The organism is Saccharopolyspora sp. NPDC003752, assembly GCF_053605825.1.
On record NZ_JBSGJZ010000024.1, the window covers coordinates 46,509 to 61,302 of the forward strand.

A 14,794-nucleotide genomic window follows, 5' to 3' on the forward strand; every position below is an offset into this window, starting at 1 on the left:
CCACGGCTCATGACGGCCGCGAGGATGGGAACCTTCCTGTCATCCGGCCCTGCGGCTTGGCAGGATGGGAACCTTCCTGTCACCGAGGCCCGTGGCGATCTGGGACGGGAGGTTCCGTCACCGTGACGACAAGCCTGGGTTCAGTCCACCGGCACATCCGCCGCCTGTCTTGATGCCGCCGGGCGACTGGTTCCGGTGGCACCAGCCGTCCCGGCGGCGGCCGGTCAGGTCGTCGCGGGTTCCGCTTCGCGGGCCCAGCGGGTCGGTTCGCCCGTGATGACCAGGCACGTCACCGTGATCAGCGCGCCGATCACCAGGTAGGCCGCGATCGGCCAGGACGCTCCGCCGGAGGCGGTCAGCAGTGCCGTCGCCACCACCGGCGACAGCCCGCCGCCCAGCACCGAGCCGCTCTGGTAGCCCAGGGACACGCCGGTGTAGCGGACCTTCGTGGCGAACAGTTCCGCGCAGAACGCCGCCATCGGCCCGAAGACCGCCGCCGAGCCCGCGTATCCCAGCGTCATCGCCAGCACGATCAGCGCCGGGGTCGCGGTGTCCAGCAGCAAGAACATCGGGAACGCGTACAGCGCCAGGAAGATGCCGCCGCCGAGCATCACCTTAGTGCGGCCGAGGCGGTCGGACAGGTGCGAGAACAGCAGGATTCCGGCGATCTGCGCCGCCGATCCGCACAGGCTGCCGAGCAGCATCACGTCGCGGGTGACGCCGAGCTTCTCCGTTCCGTAGGTCAGCAGGAACGTGGTCAGGATGAAGATGAACGTGTTGAAGCCGAGGTTGACACCCGCCGACAGCAGGATCTGCCGCCAGGAGCTGGAGAACGCCTCGGCGACCGGCAGGCGGGCTCGCTGTCCGCGTTCCCGGATCTTCGCGAATTCCGGGCTTTCGGCCAGCCGCAGCCGCACGTACAGGCCTACGCCCACGAGCACCAGGCTCACCAGGAACGGGATCCGCCAGCCCCAGGTCAAGAACGCGTCGCCGGAGATCGCGGTCGCACCGGCGAATGCCCCGGTCGCCAGGAACATGCCGCTCGGGGAGCCCAGGAAGGTCCACCCGCCGTACCAGCCGTGGCGGTGCGGCGGCGCGTGCTCGACGGCCATCAGCACCGCACCGCCCTGCTCGCCGCCGAGGAAGAAGCCCTGCACAAGCCGCAGCACCACGAGCATCACCGGCGCCCAGACCCCGACCTGCTGGTAGGTCGGGAGCAACCCGATCGCCGCCGTGCACACGCCTGTCACGCTCAGCGTGATGACCAGCATCAGCTTGCGGCCCACCACGTCACCGAAGTGCCCGATGACCGCCGCGCCGAGGGGCCGCGCGAGGAAGCCCGCGCCGAAGGTGGCGAACGCGAGCAACGCCCCCACCCAGGGGTCTCCCGCCGGGAAGAACAGCTTGTTGAACACCACGGCCGCGGCGGTGCCGTAGATCAGAAAGTCGTAGAGCTCGATGGTGTTGCCCACCGCGCTGGCGAACGCCGCCTTGCGCACCGTGGCGGTGTCCGGCCCCGCAGGTACCGTCGCCATCAGGCCTCCCGTCTGTTGCGGACACCGGAGAGCCGCCCGGCGTCACGTGGTTCCGCACCACAATGACCAGTGATCGACAAAAGGTCCACCACCTTATTGAGCAGCGCACCGCTTGTGGGCGACTTCCCGCCCCGCGGGGCAACGCCTTTTCGTGACGGGTCGTGATGGAAACCGGTTCGGGCGAACCACGTTTCAGTGATCCGCCGTCGCATCTGCCGCATTTCGCTCGACCTCGCCGATAAAGAGAAGCGAATCGTCTGCTTCACCAACCCAGGAGGATTGACGAAATGGCTGCAAAACGGCTCATCGGCCGAACCTTGCTCGCCGCCGCCACGCTGGCCGGCACCGCGCTGGCCCCGGCGCTCGCCCACGCAGAACCCGCGTCGGCCGCGCACGCCAGCATGATGAACCTCTCGGTCCGCGGCGAAGGCCGCGACGACCTCCGGAGCGCGTTCCTGATGTGCGAGCCCGCCGGCGGCTCGCATCCGCACGCGCAAGACGCGTGTTCGGCGCTCAGAGACGTCAACGGCGACTTCAACCTGCTCAGCACCGGTAACTCCACGTGTCCGCTGGTGTACCGACCGGTGACGCTCACCGCGCAGGGCAGGTGGCAGGGCAAGCCGGTCACCTTCGAGAAGACCTACCCGAACGAATGCGTCGCCGGAGCCGCGACCGGCAAGGTGTTCTCGTTCTGAGGCTGCTGTCGGGCCCCGCCGCGTGCGGGGCCCGACGCGTGCCGTGACCTGCGGAACACGCGCTCTCGCCATACCGCCGTTCGGGTTACGGTGACCCCATGGCGACCGATCGAGAAGACTGCGATTCCCGCTGGCCGCGGCGGCTGTACCGGGACGGCTCCGATCCCGACCCGAGGTTCACCCTGGCCAACGAGCGCACCTTCCTGGCGTGGATCCGCACCGCGCTGGCGCTGATGGCCGGTGGCGTCGGCGTCGAGGCGCTGAACGCGGCCACCGGTCAGCCGAGTCCACTGCGGACCGCGTTGGCGGTCCTGCTGCTGCTCGCCGGGGTGCTTTGCAGTGCAACGGCTTTCACGCGCTGGTGGACGACCGAGCGGGCGCTGCGGCGCGGCCGCCCGCTGCCTGCGCCGCGGCTGGCGCCGGTCCTCGGCTACGGGCTCGGCGCGATCGGCGTGACCGCCTGCGTGCTCTTGTTCGTGACCGGGTTCTGACGTGGCGCGCCCCGACGGGCCCTGGGATCCGGGGCTGCAGGTCGAGCGGACCACCCTCGCGTGGCTTCGCACCGCGCTCGCGTTCGTCGTCGGAATGCTGGTGCTGCTGCGGCTCCTCGCGCACGAGAGCGTCATCGCGGCAGCGGTTTGCGCCGCGCTCACCCTGCCGCTCGGGCTTGCCATCAGCTGGCTCGTCTGGCGCCGGCACCTCCGGGGCGAACGCAGGCTGCACGCCGAGACGCCGCTGCCCGGCGGGGCGCTGCCGGCGGCGGTCGCCGTCTTGGCGGTGCTCGCCGGCAGCTCCGGCCTGATCTACGTGCTGTTCTCCTGAGTCAGGCGACCCGCAGTTCGATCTCGACGTTGCCGCGGATCGCGTTCGAGTACGGGCAGACCTGGTCCGCCGCGGCGACGAGTTCTTGCGCCTGCTCGCGCGGCACGCCCGGCAGGTCGACGACCAGGCCGACGCTGAGGCCGAATCCGCCGGCGTCGTTGCGGCCGATGCCGACCTGGGCGGTGACCGACGAATCGGCGATGTCGGCCTTGGCGCGGCGCGCCACCACCTGGAGCGCGCCGTGGAAGCACGCCGCGTACCCGGCGGCGAAGAGCTGTTCGGGGTTGGTCACCGCACCGCCCGGGCCGCCCATCTCCTTCGGCACCGCGAGGTCGAGGTCCAGGACGCCGTCCGAGGACCGGGTCCGGCCGTCCCGGCCCGCGCCGGTCGCCGTCGCTTCGGCCGTGTAGAGCACTGTCATCGCTGACCCTCCCGCTTGTCTTCCGCCTGTTGTTGCGCCGCCGAATCCAGGGCGGCCGTCAGGCGTTCCAATGTGGACTTCAGTTGTTCGAGCTCGTCGACCTGCAGTCCGGACGCGTTCACCATCCGGTCCGGGATGCACCGGGCCCGCGCCCGCATTTCCGCACCGTCCGCCGTCAGCGCGACCGCCACGGACCGCTCGTCCGCGAAGCTGCGTCGACGCGTGATCAGGCCGCGCGCCTCCAGCCGCTTCAGCAGCGGCGACAAGGTGCCGGAGTCGAGCCGCAGGGCGGCGCCGAGCTCCTTGACCGTCACCGACTCGTGCTCCCACAGCACCAGCATCACGAGGTACTGCGGGTAGGTGAGCCCGAGCTCTTCCAGGACCGGCCGGTACAGGCCGGTGAACGCCCGCGAAGCGCTGTACAGCGCGAAGCAGACCTGCCGGTCCAACGCCAACCTCGACTCATCCACACGGACAAGGTAGCTCGAAATTCAGTTGTGCACAACTCAGTTGTGTATCGCCGATTGTGAGCATGGGAACTTTCCTGTCACCCCACCCACCCGCGGCCCGGCTGACAGCATGGGAACTTTCCTGTCACCCCACCCCCGCGCAGCGAAGGGCCCTCGCCGCCGGGAGCCGGTGGCGAGGACCCTTCACCTGCGTCGGGTCACTTCTCCAGGCAGAACTCCTTGATCGGGTAGCCGACGTGGCGGTCCTCCGCCGGCAGGTAGCCGAGCAGCCGGTCGCCCGGCTTGAGCTCCGTGCTGTTGAGGACCACTCCGCCCGGGCCCAGCACCCGGACGTGCCAGTCGTCCTGCAGGATCAGGTTCACCTGCTGGCCCGTGGTGCTGACCGCCTCGATCGAGATCAGCGGTCGGCTCTCGATCTTGACGCGGCCGACCGTGACCACCCGGGTGCGGCCCTTGGTGTCCACCGCGAGCACCTTGCTGCCCGACTTCAGCTCGCTCAGGTAGTTGGTGCGGCCCTGGTGGGACACGGTGTAGGAGTGGATCGCCCCGGCGTTGACCCGGAACGGGCGGGTCGGCATGTACGGCAGCGGGTGCGTTTCGCTGACGCAGAGGATCATGCCCTTGGAGTGGGAGCCGACGAGGATGCCCTCGTCCTCGCGGAAGTAGGTGCAGGTGTCCACGCACGCCCGCTCGCCCATGCCGACGTGCTCGGTGCGCACCACCTCGAGCTCGGTCAGCTCCAGGTCGGCCGAGCCGCCCGCCGACGCCGCGACCAGGTCGGTGGCGTCGCCGACGCGCTGCGGCTTGAGCAGCACGCCGTCCGAGCCGTGCTCCAGGACGCCGAAGACGATCTCGGCCTCCTCCACGTCTTCGACGACCGTGACGATGCTGCCGGAGGCGCCGGCCGCGGCGGCGAGCACGATCTCCAGCGGGATCTTCGTCGGGTCGCGGAACCACAGCACGCTCCACCGCTGGGTGCGCGCCGCCTCGCAGGCGACCTCCAGCGTCGGCGCGTCGACGATCTCCACGAACGGCCCGAACTCGACGCCCGGGTGGCGGGCCGCCAGCACCGCCGGGTCGCCGTGGCGCTCCGGGTCGACGATCACCACGTCCGCCGGTCCCAGGTCGTCGGGCAGCGGGCCGCGCGGCAGCAGCACCTTGCGCACCGTCGGCGGCAGGTCGACCAGCTCGCCGGGCTCGTCGGCCACGATGGCGCTCACCCGCTGGTGCACCGCCTCCTCGACGATGGCGGTCTTGATCTCGGCGTCGACACCTCGGATGTCCAACCACGTCAGTCTCATCACGCGCTCCTCGGTCAGGTCTCGGTGACTGTTGGCGGAACTCGGTTCGCGCAGGCGGTCCCCCGCGCTGGGTGGGGCCGGGCTGGTCAGGAGGCCAGTTCCGGCACCAGGTCGTCGGTGAACTCGCGGGCGGGGTGGATCAGCGCCGCCACCCGGCGGGCCCGCTCCCCGGGGTCCGGGGCCTCGAAGATGTTGCGCCCCATCGCCACGCCTGCCGCGCCTGCGCGCAGCACTCCCTCGACGTGGGCGAGGACCTTCGCTTCGTCGTCGACGCGCGGGCCGCCCGCCGCGACGATCGGCGCGGGGCAGGAGTCCACCACTTCGGCCATGGCCTCGACCGTGCCCGGGTAGACGGTCTTGACCAGGTCCGCGCCCAGGTCGGCCGCGAGGGTGGCGGCGTGCGCGACGAGCCGCACGTCGCGCGGGTCGGTGATCTGCGGGCCGCGCGGGTAGATCATCGCCATCAGCGGCAGGTTCCAGGCATCGCACGCCTCCGCGACGGCGGCGAGGTCCGCGACCTGGCGGCGTTCCTCCGTCGAGCCCAGGTTGACGTGCACGCTCACCGCGTCGGCGCCCAGCCGCAGCGCGGTTTCCACGCTGGCGACGAGGTACTTGGCGTCGGGGTCCGGCGCGTGCGCCGTGCTGGCGCTGAGGTGCACGATCAGCGACATGTTCACGAACGCCGCCGGGTCGATGTAGCGCAGCGCGCCCTTGTGCAGCACGATCGCGTCGACGCCGTTGGCGGCCAGCTGCGGCGTGAGGTTCGCCGGGCCGCCGGGCGTCGGTAACGGGCCGTCTGTGACGGAGTGGTCCATCGGCACCAGGAGCAGGCGGTCGTCGCCGTTTCGCGACATCCGCCGGAGCCTCAGCTGCGCGCCGAACGATCGAGTGGTGGACACCGGGTCCTCCTGTTCACGAGGTGGGGACGGGATCGGGGCGGGGTCGGTCCAGTTCGAATTCGTCGTGCAGCGCGGCCACCGCCGCCGCGGTGTGCTCGGCCGGTACCAGCACCGAGACGCGCAACTGGTTGGTGTGCAAGGAGTTCGCGGGCACACCCAGGTCTTCGAGGGTGCGCAGCACCCGCACGGCGTATTCCGGCCGGGTGAGCATTCCGGTGCCCAGCAAGGAGATCTTGCCGAGTTCGCGCTGCACCGCCACGTCGCGGCCGGCGTTCGGCACGGCCAGTTCCACCTGCCGCCGCGCCTGGTGGACGGCGGCACCGGCGACCGTGAAGCTCAGCGCCGGCCGGTCGTCCGCCCATGTCACCAGGTCGACCGGGATGACCTGGTCGGCGATGGCGCGCAGTGCTCGGTGCGGTCGTTCCGGGTCGTCGGGGTCGAGCCGGATGGTGAACCGGGCGATGTCCGCGTCGTGGGTGATCGCGGCGACGAAGCCTTCCTTCTCCAGCATGCCGATGGGGCTCCCTCCGGTGATCGTGGTGCCGGGGCGGTCGTGCATGGCGCTCGCCACGAGCAGCGGCACGTTGCGGACCGCGGCGAGTTCCACGGCTCGCGCGTGCAGCACCCGCGCCCCGGCGAAGGCCATCTCGGCCATCAGCGGCGCCGCGATCTCCGGCAGCGGACGTGCCTGCGGAACCAGCCTGGGGTCGGCGGTGTAGACGGCGTCGACGTCCGTGTAGATCTCGCACCGGGCGGCGAGCGCGGCGGCGAGCGCCACCGCGGTCGTGTCGGAGCCGCCGCGGCCCAGCGTGAACAGCTCTCCCGCCGGGTCGATGCCCTGGAAGCCGGCGACGACCACGACGGAGCCGCGTTCGAGGTGGGCGCGCACCGCCCGGGTGTCGATGGTGTCGATCAGGGCGGCGCCGTGCGGCCCGGTGGTCCGGATGCCCGCCTGCGCGCCGGTGAGCGAGACGGCTCGGGTGCCCCGGCGGTGCAGGGCGGTGGCCACCAGGGCGGCCGAGGCCACCTCGCCGGTGGCCAGCAGTTGGTCGGTTTCCCGCGGCGCGGGGTGCGGGTGTAGCTGCTTGGCGTCGGCCAGCAGGCGGTCGGTGGTGTCGCCGCGGGCCGAGACGACCGCGACCGTCGGGCGACCGGTCTGCCGGGCGGCGTCGATGCGCTCGGCCACCCGGCGAACGTGTTCGGCGGTGCTCAGCGAGGTGCCGCCGTACTTCTGCACCAATGGTTTCATCGACACCTCATCGCGAGGGGCGCGCCGCAGCCGACGCCGGGACGAAACGTTCTGTCGTGCAACATCTTTCTAATCGACCGCTTCGTCGAGGGGCATCGCGGGAACACGTGATTGTCGTGGTGGCGGGCTGATTTGCCGCGCGATATCACGGAAAGACGTGCTGCGCGGCGCGTGCTCGCGCGCGTTGAATCGGGCGGTGCGATGTCGGCCGGGAGATTCGAGGATGCCGTGCGATCGAGGGGAACTCCGATGCGGATCTGCGTGATCGGTGCGGGCCCGCGGGGCCTGATGGTGCTGGAGCGGATCTGTGCCAACAGCCGCGAACTCGTCGGCCCGGCGGAGCCGGTCGAGGTCCACCTGGTGGATCCGCACGTGGGTGCGGGTGGCCGGGTGTGGTGGACCGGGCAGAGCTCGCTGCTGCTGATGAACACGGTCGCCTCGCAGGTCACCGTGTTCACCGACGACAGCGTGGAGTGCGAGGGGCCGATCCGGCCCGGGCCGAGCCTGCACGAGTGGGCGCGCACCGATCCGGACGAGGTTCCGCTCGGGCCGGACGACTACCCGACGCGCGCCTCGTTCGGCCGCTATCTGGCGTGGTTCCTGGACCACGTGATCGCGACCGCGCCGCCCAACGTGACCGTCCGGCTGCACGCCGAGACCGCCGTCGCGCTGCAGGACGAGGCGCAGCACCAGCGGGTCCGGCTCGCCGACGGCAGCGTGGTGACCGCGGATGCCGTGGTGCTCGCGCAGGGGCACGTCGACGCCGAGTCCGCCGGTGCGCCGCGCGATCTCGCGGAGTTCGCGCGGCGGTACCGGTTGCGCTACGTGCCGCCGAGCAATCCGTCCGAAGTGGACCTTTCGTCGATCGTCCCTGGCGAACCGGTCGGGCTTCGCGGTCTGGGCTTGAACTTCTTCGACTACCTGGCGCTGCTGACCGCCGGGCGAGGCGGCCGGTTCGCGCCGGTCGGCGGGAAGCTGCGCTACATCCCTTCCGGTCGCGAGCCGGTGTTGTACGCCGGTTCGCGCCGGGGCGTGCCGTACCACGCGCGCGGGCGGAACCAGAAGGGCGTGTCGGGGCGGCATGAACCGCTGTTCCTGACTCCGGAGGTGATCGCCGGGCTTCAGCAGCGGGCCGCCGAGGGCGCCGCGCCGGGTTTCCTGGACGACGTGTGGCCGCTGGTGTCCAAAGAGGTCCGCGCGGTGTACTACACGACCTGGATCGGGCAGCACCGCAGCGCGAGCACCGCCCGGGTCTTCCGCCGGGACTACCTGCGCGCGATCGACGACGAGATCGCCGAGCGCTGGGTGTTGCGCCGCTACGGCGTGCCGCAGGGCGAGTGGTGGGACTGGGACCGGGTGACGCGTCCCTGCGCCGGGCGGGTCTTCGCCGGCCGCGACGAGTTCCACGGCTGGCTGCTGGAGCACCTGGAACGCGATCTCGTCGAGGCCGAGCTGGGCAACGTCGCGGGGCCGCTGAAGGCGGCGCTGGACGTGCTGCGGGATCTGCGCAACGAGATCCGGCTGGTCATCGACCACGGCGGGATCGCAGGCGGCTCCTACCGGGACGAGGTGCAGCGGTGGTACACCGGGGAGAACGCGTTCCTGTCGATCGGCCCGCCGGCGCGGCGGATCGCCGAGCTGATCGCGCTGGTCGAGGCGGGCGTGGTGCACGTGCTCGGCCCCGGCATGCGGGTGTCGGCCGTGGATGCGTCGTTCGTGGTCTCCGCGCGTGGCGTGGCGGCGCCGCCGGTGCCGGTGACGACGCTGATCGAGGCCCGGTTGCCGGAACCTGACCTGGAGCGTTCTGCCGATCCGCTGCTGAAGTGGCTGCGCCGGACCGGGCAGTGCGTGGCGTACCGGATCGCCGATCCGGACGGCGCTTTCCGGACCGGTGGGCTGGCGGTGACGCGCCGCCCGTACCACCTGATCGACGCCGCCGGCCGCCCGCATCCGCGGCGCTTCGCGTTCGGGGTGCCGACCGAGGCCGTGCACTGGGTGACCGCGGCCGGGGCGCGGCCCGGCGTGAATTCCGTGAGCCTGGCCGACGCGGACAGCGTCGCGCGGGCGTGCCTGTCGGTGCCGCGCAGCGAGCCCGGCCCGCGGCGGGCCGCGTTGTACGCCGACTACCACAACCCGCTCGCCTGGTTGCCGACCAGCGCGCCGCGGCGAGCGAGTGAGGGGGCGGCCCGATGAGCCCCGGGTTGGATGCGGGCCTGCTTTCTCCGGTGTGGGCGGGCACTCCCGTGCACGCCGCGACCTCCGACGGCGCGTGGCTGGCGGCGATGTTGCGGGTGGAGGTGGCGCTGGCGCGGGTGCAGGCGCGGCTCGGGGTGATCCCGGGATCCGCGGTCGCGGTGATCGAGTCGGTGGCGCAGCCGGAGCGGTTCGACCTCGGCGAGCTGGCCGTGCGGGCGCGCGAGGCCGCCAACCCGGTGGTGCCGCTGGTGTCGACGCTGACCTCGCTGGTGGCCGCGGAAAGCCCGGCGGCCGCCGACCACGTGCACCGCGGCTGCACCAGCCAGGATGTGCTGGACACCGCGTCCATGCTGGTCACCAGGCGGGCACTCGCGGAGATCGAGTCCTGTTTGGACCGTTGTGCGGCCGCCTTCGCGGCGCTGGCGCAGCGGCATCGGGACACGCCGATGGCGGGCCGGACGCTGACGCAGCACGCGGTGCCGACGACGTTCGGGCTCAAGGCGGCCGGCTGGCTGGCCGGGGTCGGCGAGGCGCGCCGCCGGGTGCACCGGCTGCGCACCGAGGGGCTGCCGGTGTCGGTCGGCGGCGCGGGCGGCACCGCCGCCGCCTACGCGGCTTATGCGCAGGCGGCCACCGGCGCCGATCTCGTGGGCGAGCTCGTCGAGGGCATGGCGGGCGAACTCGGGCTCGCGGTGCAGGCCGTGCCGTGGCACACGCAGCGGGTGCCGCTGGCGGATCTCGGCTGGGCGCTCAGCGTCGTCGCCGGGGTGCTGGGCAAGTTCGGCGCGGACGTGCAGGTGCTGTGCCGCACCGAGGTCGGCGAGGCCGTCGAGCCTGGCCCGGCCGGGCGCGGGGCCTCGTCGGCGATGCCGCAGAAGCGCAATCCCGTGCTGTCGACGCTGGTCGTGGCCGCCGCCCGGCAGGTCGCCCCGGCGGCGGGGGTGCTGGCCCAGTGCATGCTCGCCGAGGACGAGCGTCCGGCGGGGGCCTGGCACGCCGAGTGGCAGCCGATGCGGGATTGCCTGCGCGCGGCGGGCGGCGCGGCGCACACGGCCGCCGAACTGGCCGAGGGCCTCGCGGTGTTCCCCGTCAGGATGCTGGAGAACCTGCACCAGACCGGTGGCGCGATCGTCGCCGAGCGGGTCAACGTCGCGCTGGCCCCGGTGCTCGGCAAGGTCCGCGCGAAGCAGGTGCTGGCCCGCATCTCGGCCGAGGCCGCCGCCGGGCGCGGCACGTTCGACCAGCTGCTCGCGACCGCACCCGAGCTCCAGGGGTCCGATGTGGACGCGGAGGCGGTGCGGGAGCTGCTCGCCCCGCAGAACTACCTCGGCGCGGCGTCCTGGTTCGTGCAACGGGCGCTGGACGAGTACGGTCCGTCCGCTTGGTCCGGCTGAACGCGGGAAGCGGCGATTTCGTGCGAAATCGCCGCCTAGCCCTACGCGCGTTCGACCCTTGAGGATGCCCCCGACGCCGTCCATCAGAGGGGCAGGACCGTGCCTGCGCGTTTCACGGTGCGGATCAGCGGGGCGGTTTCCACGGTGTGGACGTCGTCCAGTGATCCGATTTGTTCGGTCAGGTAGCGGTAGAGATGGCGGCTGTCTCGGCAGATGGTGGCAGCGACGAGGTTGGTCCGGCCGGTCGTGACGGCGACGAACGAGGTCTCGGGGTGGCCGGCGATGGCGTCGGCCACTCGCACGAGTGCGGCTGGCCGCACGGTCATCCAGAGCCGGGCCTCGGCGTGGTAGCCGAGCGCGGCGGGCGCGATGTCGAGGTCGAGCACGAGGATTCCGGTGCGGCGGAGGTGGTTCAGGCGGCGCTTCACAGTGGATTCCGACCAGCCGGTCGCGGCGGCGAGCTCGGCATAGGGGGCGCGGCCGTCGCGGGACAAGGCCGCCAGGAGGGCGTGGTCGCCCGCGTCAAGCGTGCCCGTGTCCTGGGTGCGTGCGGGTGGCATGGGCCGGAGCCGGGCGACCTGGTCGGCGGTGAGCGCGTGCGCACCGGTCCACTCGCCCGGCCGGGAACCGCCACCGAGCAGCGCGTGAGCGCTGACATCGAGCACGCGGCTGGTGCGCGGCAGCTTGTCCAGCAGGAGGGTGTCGCGGTCTGAGTCACTGCGTGCTTGCACGTTGCAGGAGATCTCGGTGCCGCCGGAGAGGATGTGGATCCAGAACGTGTCCGGGCGCCGGGCAAGAGCGGCGGCGATCGCGCTGGCGGCATCCGGGGTGCACCGCACGCGGATGGTCCACGAGGTGTACCCGAGCAGGAACCCGTTCGCGGAGCCGACGACCCGGAGCACGCCGGCCGAGCGGAGGCGTCGGTAACGGCGGGCGATGGTGTTCTCCGATACTCCGAGCACACCGGCGATCGCACTGAACGGGGCTCGTCCGTCGATCTGCAACGCGTGCACCACTCCGCGATCGACGTCGTCAAGCGTGACGGATTCCATCTGATCACGATAGTTCACGACGGAAACCGCCGCGAAATGCCTGATAGACGACGGAGGATCGCACCTGTGGCGATCGTTGTCGTGACGACGAGAGGAGTACGTCATGACAGCACGAGCCACGATTCTGGTTACTGGGGCGACCGGCAACGTGGGGCGGCAGATACTCGCCCACCTGCTCGCCAAGCCCGATGTCGCCATTCGCGCGATGGTCCGCACCCCAGCGATGGCCGACCTGCCGGACGGCGTCGAGGTGGTACGCGGGAACTTGGCCGAGCCGGAGTCCCTGCACGACTGCCTGCGCGGGGTGGACGCGGTGTTCCTCATGTGGCCGCTGCACACCGGCGAGGCGCTGCCAGCGGTGCTGGAGGTGATCGCGACGCAGGCCAGCCGCGTGGTGTTCCTCGGCTCGGGCGGTGTCGGCGACCTCACCACGGACCAGCAACAGCAGCTGATCGAGCAGTGCGGTCTGGAGTCGACGGTCATCCGGCCGAGCACGTTCGCGGTAAACGCACTGTGGTGGGCCAAGCAGATCCGGGCCGGCGACGTCGTGCGCGGCGCATATGGCGAGCTCCCCTTGGCGATGCTGCACGAAGCGGACATCGCCGCCGTGGCGGTGCAGGCCCTGACCAGCGACGGGCACGACGGGGCGACCTACCGCCTGACCGGACCCCAGGTGCTCTCCCAAGCCGAGCAGGTGCGGATCATCGGCGAAGCGATCGGCCGCCCGCTGCGCTGGGAGGAACTGTCCCCGCAGGACGCCCGGCGGCAACTGGTCGCCGACGACTTCCCACCGTCCTTCGTGGACGTTCTGCTCGACGCCTACGCCACGATGATCACCTGGCCCGCACCGGAAACCACCACCACGATCGAAGCGGTGACCGGCACACCGGCTCGGACGTTCCGGCAATGGGTGATCGACCACGCCACCGACTTCCGATCCACCACGGACGCCCGGCCCCAGCCGGTCCAGCACGAGCAGACGACAGGCCGTGAACGCTGAAGACGACGGCGCGGCCGCGGGTGGTGGCACCACCCGCGGCCGCGCCGCACCGGTCAGGGCAGCCTGACCGACTGGGCGTGCTTGAACACGTCCCTCGGGTCGTAGGCCTTCTTCGCCTGCTGCAGGCGCCGGTAGTTCCCCTTGAAGTACAGGTCGTGCCACGGGACGCCCGAGGCGTTCCACGCCGGGTCGCTGATGTCGATGTCGCAGTAGTTGATGAAGCAGCCGTCGGTGACGTCGTTGGGCGCCGGCACGCCGCCGGTGTCCCGGTAGACGGCCTGGTAGAACCGCTGGTGCCAGCCCACGTGGCGGTCGTCGTCCGCGGAGCCCTGCCAGGCGGTGCCCCACAGCAGCTTCATCACCGAGTCGCGGTGCGGGTTGGCGGTCGCGTCGGGCGCGACGGTGTTGACCTTGCCGCCGAAGGACGCGATCGACACCACGAACGGCAGCTGCGCGTAGTCGGTGTTGGTCAGCTGCTCGTACAGCGCGGCGATCTGCGCGTCGGTGAAGCCCTTGCGGTGGTAGCTGGACTTGTACTTGTAGCGGTCGGTCGGGTTGCTCATCCACATCCCGGGCCAGCCGGTCGCGTGCAGCCACGGCAGCTTCCGGTGGTCGGTGACGGTGGGCGTCACGCCGACGCCTTCGCCGACCGCGTTGAGGAAGTCGTTGAGCAGCCGCGCCGCGTTGGGCAGGCCCGCGTCGATCTGCACGACCAGGTGGAACGGGCCGTACGCGCGGGTCGTCAGCTCCAGCCGGGAGAACAGCCCGGTGTAGGGGCTGTCCGGGCCGCTGTTGCGCTCCATCCAGGTGCCGTAGTTGCGCAGCAGCCGGGCGAACCGCTCGGGCGTCATCTGGTCCCAGGCCCACTCGCGGCGGTGGATCCACGCCTCCCGCGGCGGGACCGGCAGCAGCTTCGCCGGGTCGGTGCCGGTGGCGTTCGGGGCGCGGAACCAGAACCGCGTGACGACGCCGAAAGCACCACCGCCGCCGCCGGTGTGCGCCCACCACAGCTCGCGGTTGGGGTCGTTGGCCTCCCGGGTCGCGACGATCGCCCGCGCGTTCCCGCCGGCGTCGACCACCACGACCTCCACCGCGTACACGTGGTCGCTGATGTAGCCGTGCCGGCGGCTCAGCGGCCCGTAGCCGCTGCCGGTGACGTGCCCGCCGACGCCGACGGTGTAGCAGGAGCCGCCGGGCAGGCAGACGCCCCACCGCTTGTAGAGCGTGTCGTAGACGTCGCCCAGCTCCGCGCCCGCCTCGACCATGATCGCGTTCATCCTGGTGTCGTGGGCGATCGCGTTCATCTGCGTCATGTCGATGAGGACCCGCACGTCGGGGTTGTCGACGAAGTTCTCGTAGCAGTGCCCACCGCTGCGCACGCCGATGCGCTTGCCGCGCCGCGCCGCGTCGCCGACGGCCGCGACCACCTGCTCCGTCGTGGACGGCAGGCACACGCTTTCGGGGTTGCTCACGAATCGCTGGTTCTGGCCCCGGGTCAGGCCGGCGAAGCGGACGTCCGCGGGGCCGACGGTGATGGCCGGGTTGGCGGCCGGTCCCACCTGCTGCGGGATGGTTGGTGCCGCGAGTGCTTCGGTGGTGGAGAGGACGGCGGCCGAGCCGCCGAGCGCCGCAGTCCAGGTGAGCAGGTTGCGGCGCGATAACGCGCTCATGCGAACTCCTCCGAGAGTGACTTGGTCCCCTGCGCCGTCGCGATCCGCGGACAGGCCGGACCGGCGTCGACCTCATGGAGCAAAGGGCGG

Annotated in this window: 14 protein-coding genes; 6 read left to right on the top strand and 8 right to left on the bottom strand. The window is 71.5% G+C overall.

Features of this window, described 5'->3' with window-relative positions:
- Nucleotides 1-224: 224 nt before the first annotated feature.
- Nucleotides 225-1,535: an MFS transporter gene (locus ACWEV3_RS27495; protein ID WP_452616660.1), complete on the bottom strand. Its 1,311-nt coding sequence runs from the start codon at nt 1,533-1,535 to the stop codon at nt 225-227.
- A 287-nt stretch (nt 1,536-1,822) separates the two neighbouring features.
- On the opposite strand from ACWEV3_RS27495, the gene ACWEV3_RS27500 reads away from it, so the two are divergent.
- The 3 genes from ACWEV3_RS27500 (at nt 1,823) to ACWEV3_RS27510 (ending at nt 3,052) form a co-directional block, all read left to right on the top strand.
- The gene (locus tag ACWEV3_RS27500) at nt 1,823-2,230 is read left to right on the top strand and encodes an SSI family serine proteinase inhibitor (protein WP_452616661.1); all 408 of its coding nucleotides are present in this window, start codon (nt 1,823-1,825) and stop codon (nt 2,228-2,230) included.
- Nucleotides 2,231-2,328: 98 nt separating this feature from the next.
- Nucleotides 2,329-2,721: a YidH family protein gene (locus ACWEV3_RS27505; RefSeq protein ID WP_452616662.1), complete on the top strand. Its 393-nt coding sequence runs from the start codon at nt 2,329-2,331 to the stop codon at nt 2,719-2,721.
- A gap of 1 nt (nt 2,722) precedes the next feature.
- A complete protein-coding gene (locus ACWEV3_RS27510) occupies nt 2,723-3,052 on the top strand; it encodes a DUF202 domain-containing protein (protein ID WP_452616663.1) in 330 nt (109 codons plus the stop codon).
- Nucleotide 3,053: 1 nt separating this feature from the next.
- On the opposite strand, the gene ACWEV3_RS27515 is transcribed toward ACWEV3_RS27510, so the two are convergent.
- The 5 genes from ACWEV3_RS27515 to ACWEV3_RS27535 all read right to left on the bottom strand — a co-directional run bounded on the left by ACWEV3_RS27515 (nt 3,054) and on the right by ACWEV3_RS27535 (nt 7,392).
- Nucleotides 3,054-3,473: an organic hydroperoxide resistance protein gene (locus tag ACWEV3_RS27515; RefSeq protein ID WP_452616664.1), complete on the bottom strand. Its 420-nt coding sequence runs from the start codon at nt 3,471-3,473 to the stop codon at nt 3,054-3,056.
- Nucleotides 3,470-3,943, bottom strand: a complete 474-nt coding sequence (locus tag ACWEV3_RS27520) for a MarR family winged helix-turn-helix transcriptional regulator (protein WP_452616665.1) — start codon at nt 3,941-3,943, stop codon at nt 3,470-3,472. The genes ACWEV3_RS27515 and ACWEV3_RS27520 overlap by 4 nt, the downstream gene beginning before the upstream one ends.
- A 197-nt stretch (nt 3,944-4,140) precedes the next feature.
- Nucleotides 4,141-5,244, bottom strand: a complete 1,104-nt coding sequence (locus tag ACWEV3_RS27525) for a 3-dehydroquinate synthase II (RefSeq protein WP_132491154.1) — start codon at nt 5,242-5,244, stop codon at nt 4,141-4,143.
- Between the two features lie 86 nt (nt 5,245-5,330).
- The gene (locus ACWEV3_RS27530; RefSeq protein ID WP_358305957.1) at nt 5,331-6,143 is read right to left on the bottom strand and encodes a 2-amino-3,7-dideoxy-D-threo-hept-6-ulosonate synthase; all 813 of its coding nucleotides are present in this window, start codon (nt 6,141-6,143) and stop codon (nt 5,331-5,333) included.
- A gap of 13 nt (nt 6,144-6,156) precedes the next feature.
- Nucleotides 6,157-7,392, bottom strand: coding sequence for an aspartate kinase (locus ACWEV3_RS27535; protein WP_452616666.1), 1,236 nt, complete (start codon nt 7,390-7,392; stop codon nt 6,157-6,159).
- Between the two features lie 249 nt (nt 7,393-7,641).
- Between ACWEV3_RS27535 and ACWEV3_RS27540 the strand changes: the two genes are divergently transcribed.
- Both ACWEV3_RS27540 and ACWEV3_RS27545 read left to right on the top strand, forming a co-directional pair.
- A complete protein-coding gene (locus ACWEV3_RS27540) occupies nt 7,642-9,585 on the top strand; it encodes an FAD/NAD(P)-binding protein (protein ID WP_452616667.1) in 1,944 nt (647 codons plus the stop codon).
- On the top strand, nt 9,582-10,982 hold the full coding sequence (locus ACWEV3_RS27545) for a lyase family protein (protein ID WP_452616668.1): 1,401 nt from the start codon (nt 9,582-9,584) through the stop codon (nt 10,980-10,982). The genes ACWEV3_RS27540 and ACWEV3_RS27545 overlap by 4 nt, the downstream gene beginning before the upstream one ends.
- A gap of 83 nt (nt 10,983-11,065) precedes the next feature.
- On the opposite strand, the gene ACWEV3_RS27550 is transcribed toward ACWEV3_RS27545, so the two are convergent.
- Nucleotides 11,066-12,034, bottom strand: a complete 969-nt coding sequence (locus ACWEV3_RS27550) for an Lrp/AsnC family transcriptional regulator (protein ID WP_452616669.1) — start codon at nt 12,032-12,034, stop codon at nt 11,066-11,068.
- Nucleotides 12,035-12,137: 103 nt separating this feature from the next.
- On the opposite strand from ACWEV3_RS27550, the gene ACWEV3_RS27555 reads away from it, so the two are divergent.
- Complete coding sequence (locus ACWEV3_RS27555) at nt 12,138-13,034, top strand: NAD(P)H-binding protein (RefSeq protein ID WP_452616670.1); 897 nt, start codon at nt 12,138-12,140, stop codon at nt 13,032-13,034.
- A 53-nt stretch (nt 13,035-13,087) separates the two neighbouring features.
- Here ACWEV3_RS27555 and ACWEV3_RS27560 read toward each other — a convergent pair whose 3' ends face one another.
- Nucleotides 13,088-14,704, bottom strand: a complete 1,617-nt coding sequence (locus ACWEV3_RS27560) for an FAD-binding oxidoreductase (protein WP_452616671.1) — start codon at nt 14,702-14,704, stop codon at nt 13,088-13,090.
- Nucleotides 14,705-14,794 lie beyond the last annotated feature (90 nt).

Bases quoted from the DNA above. Each gene is read 5' to 3' on its own strand.
- ACWEV3_RS27495 (WP_452616660.1), bottom strand. From the start codon at position 1,535: ATGGCGACGGTACCTGCGGGGCCGGACACCGCCACGGTGCGCAAGGCG.
- ACWEV3_RS27500 (WP_452616661.1), top strand. From the start codon at position 1,823: ATGGCTGCAAAACGGCTCATCGGCCGAACCTTGCTCGCCGCCGCCACG.
- ACWEV3_RS27505 (WP_452616662.1), top strand. From the start codon at position 2,329: ATGGCGACCGATCGAGAAGACTGCGATTCCCGCTGGCCGCGGCGGCTG.
- ACWEV3_RS27515 (WP_452616664.1), bottom strand. From the start codon at position 3,473: ATGACAGTGCTCTACACGGCCGAAGCGACGGCGACCGGCGCGGGCCGG.
- ACWEV3_RS27525 (WP_132491154.1), bottom strand. From the start codon at position 5,244: ATGAGACTGACGTGGTTGGACATCCGAGGTGTCGACGCCGAGATCAAG.
- ACWEV3_RS27535 (WP_452616666.1), bottom strand. From the start codon at position 7,392: ATGAAACCATTGGTGCAGAAGTACGGCGGCACCTCGCTGAGCACCGCC.
- ACWEV3_RS27540 (WP_452616667.1), top strand. From the start codon at position 7,642: ATGCGGATCTGCGTGATCGGTGCGGGCCCGCGGGGCCTGATGGTGCTG.
- ACWEV3_RS27545 (WP_452616668.1), top strand. From the start codon at position 9,582: ATGAGCCCCGGGTTGGATGCGGGCCTGCTTTCTCCGGTGTGGGCGGGC.
- ACWEV3_RS27550 (WP_452616669.1), bottom strand. From the start codon at position 12,034: ATGGAATCCGTCACGCTTGACGACGTCGATCGCGGAGTGGTGCACGCG.
- ACWEV3_RS27555 (WP_452616670.1), top strand. From the start codon at position 12,138: ATGACAGCACGAGCCACGATTCTGGTTACTGGGGCGACCGGCAACGTG.
- ACWEV3_RS27560 (WP_452616671.1), bottom strand. From the start codon at position 14,704: ATGAGCGCGTTATCGCGCCGCAACCTGCTCACCTGGACTGCGGCGCTC.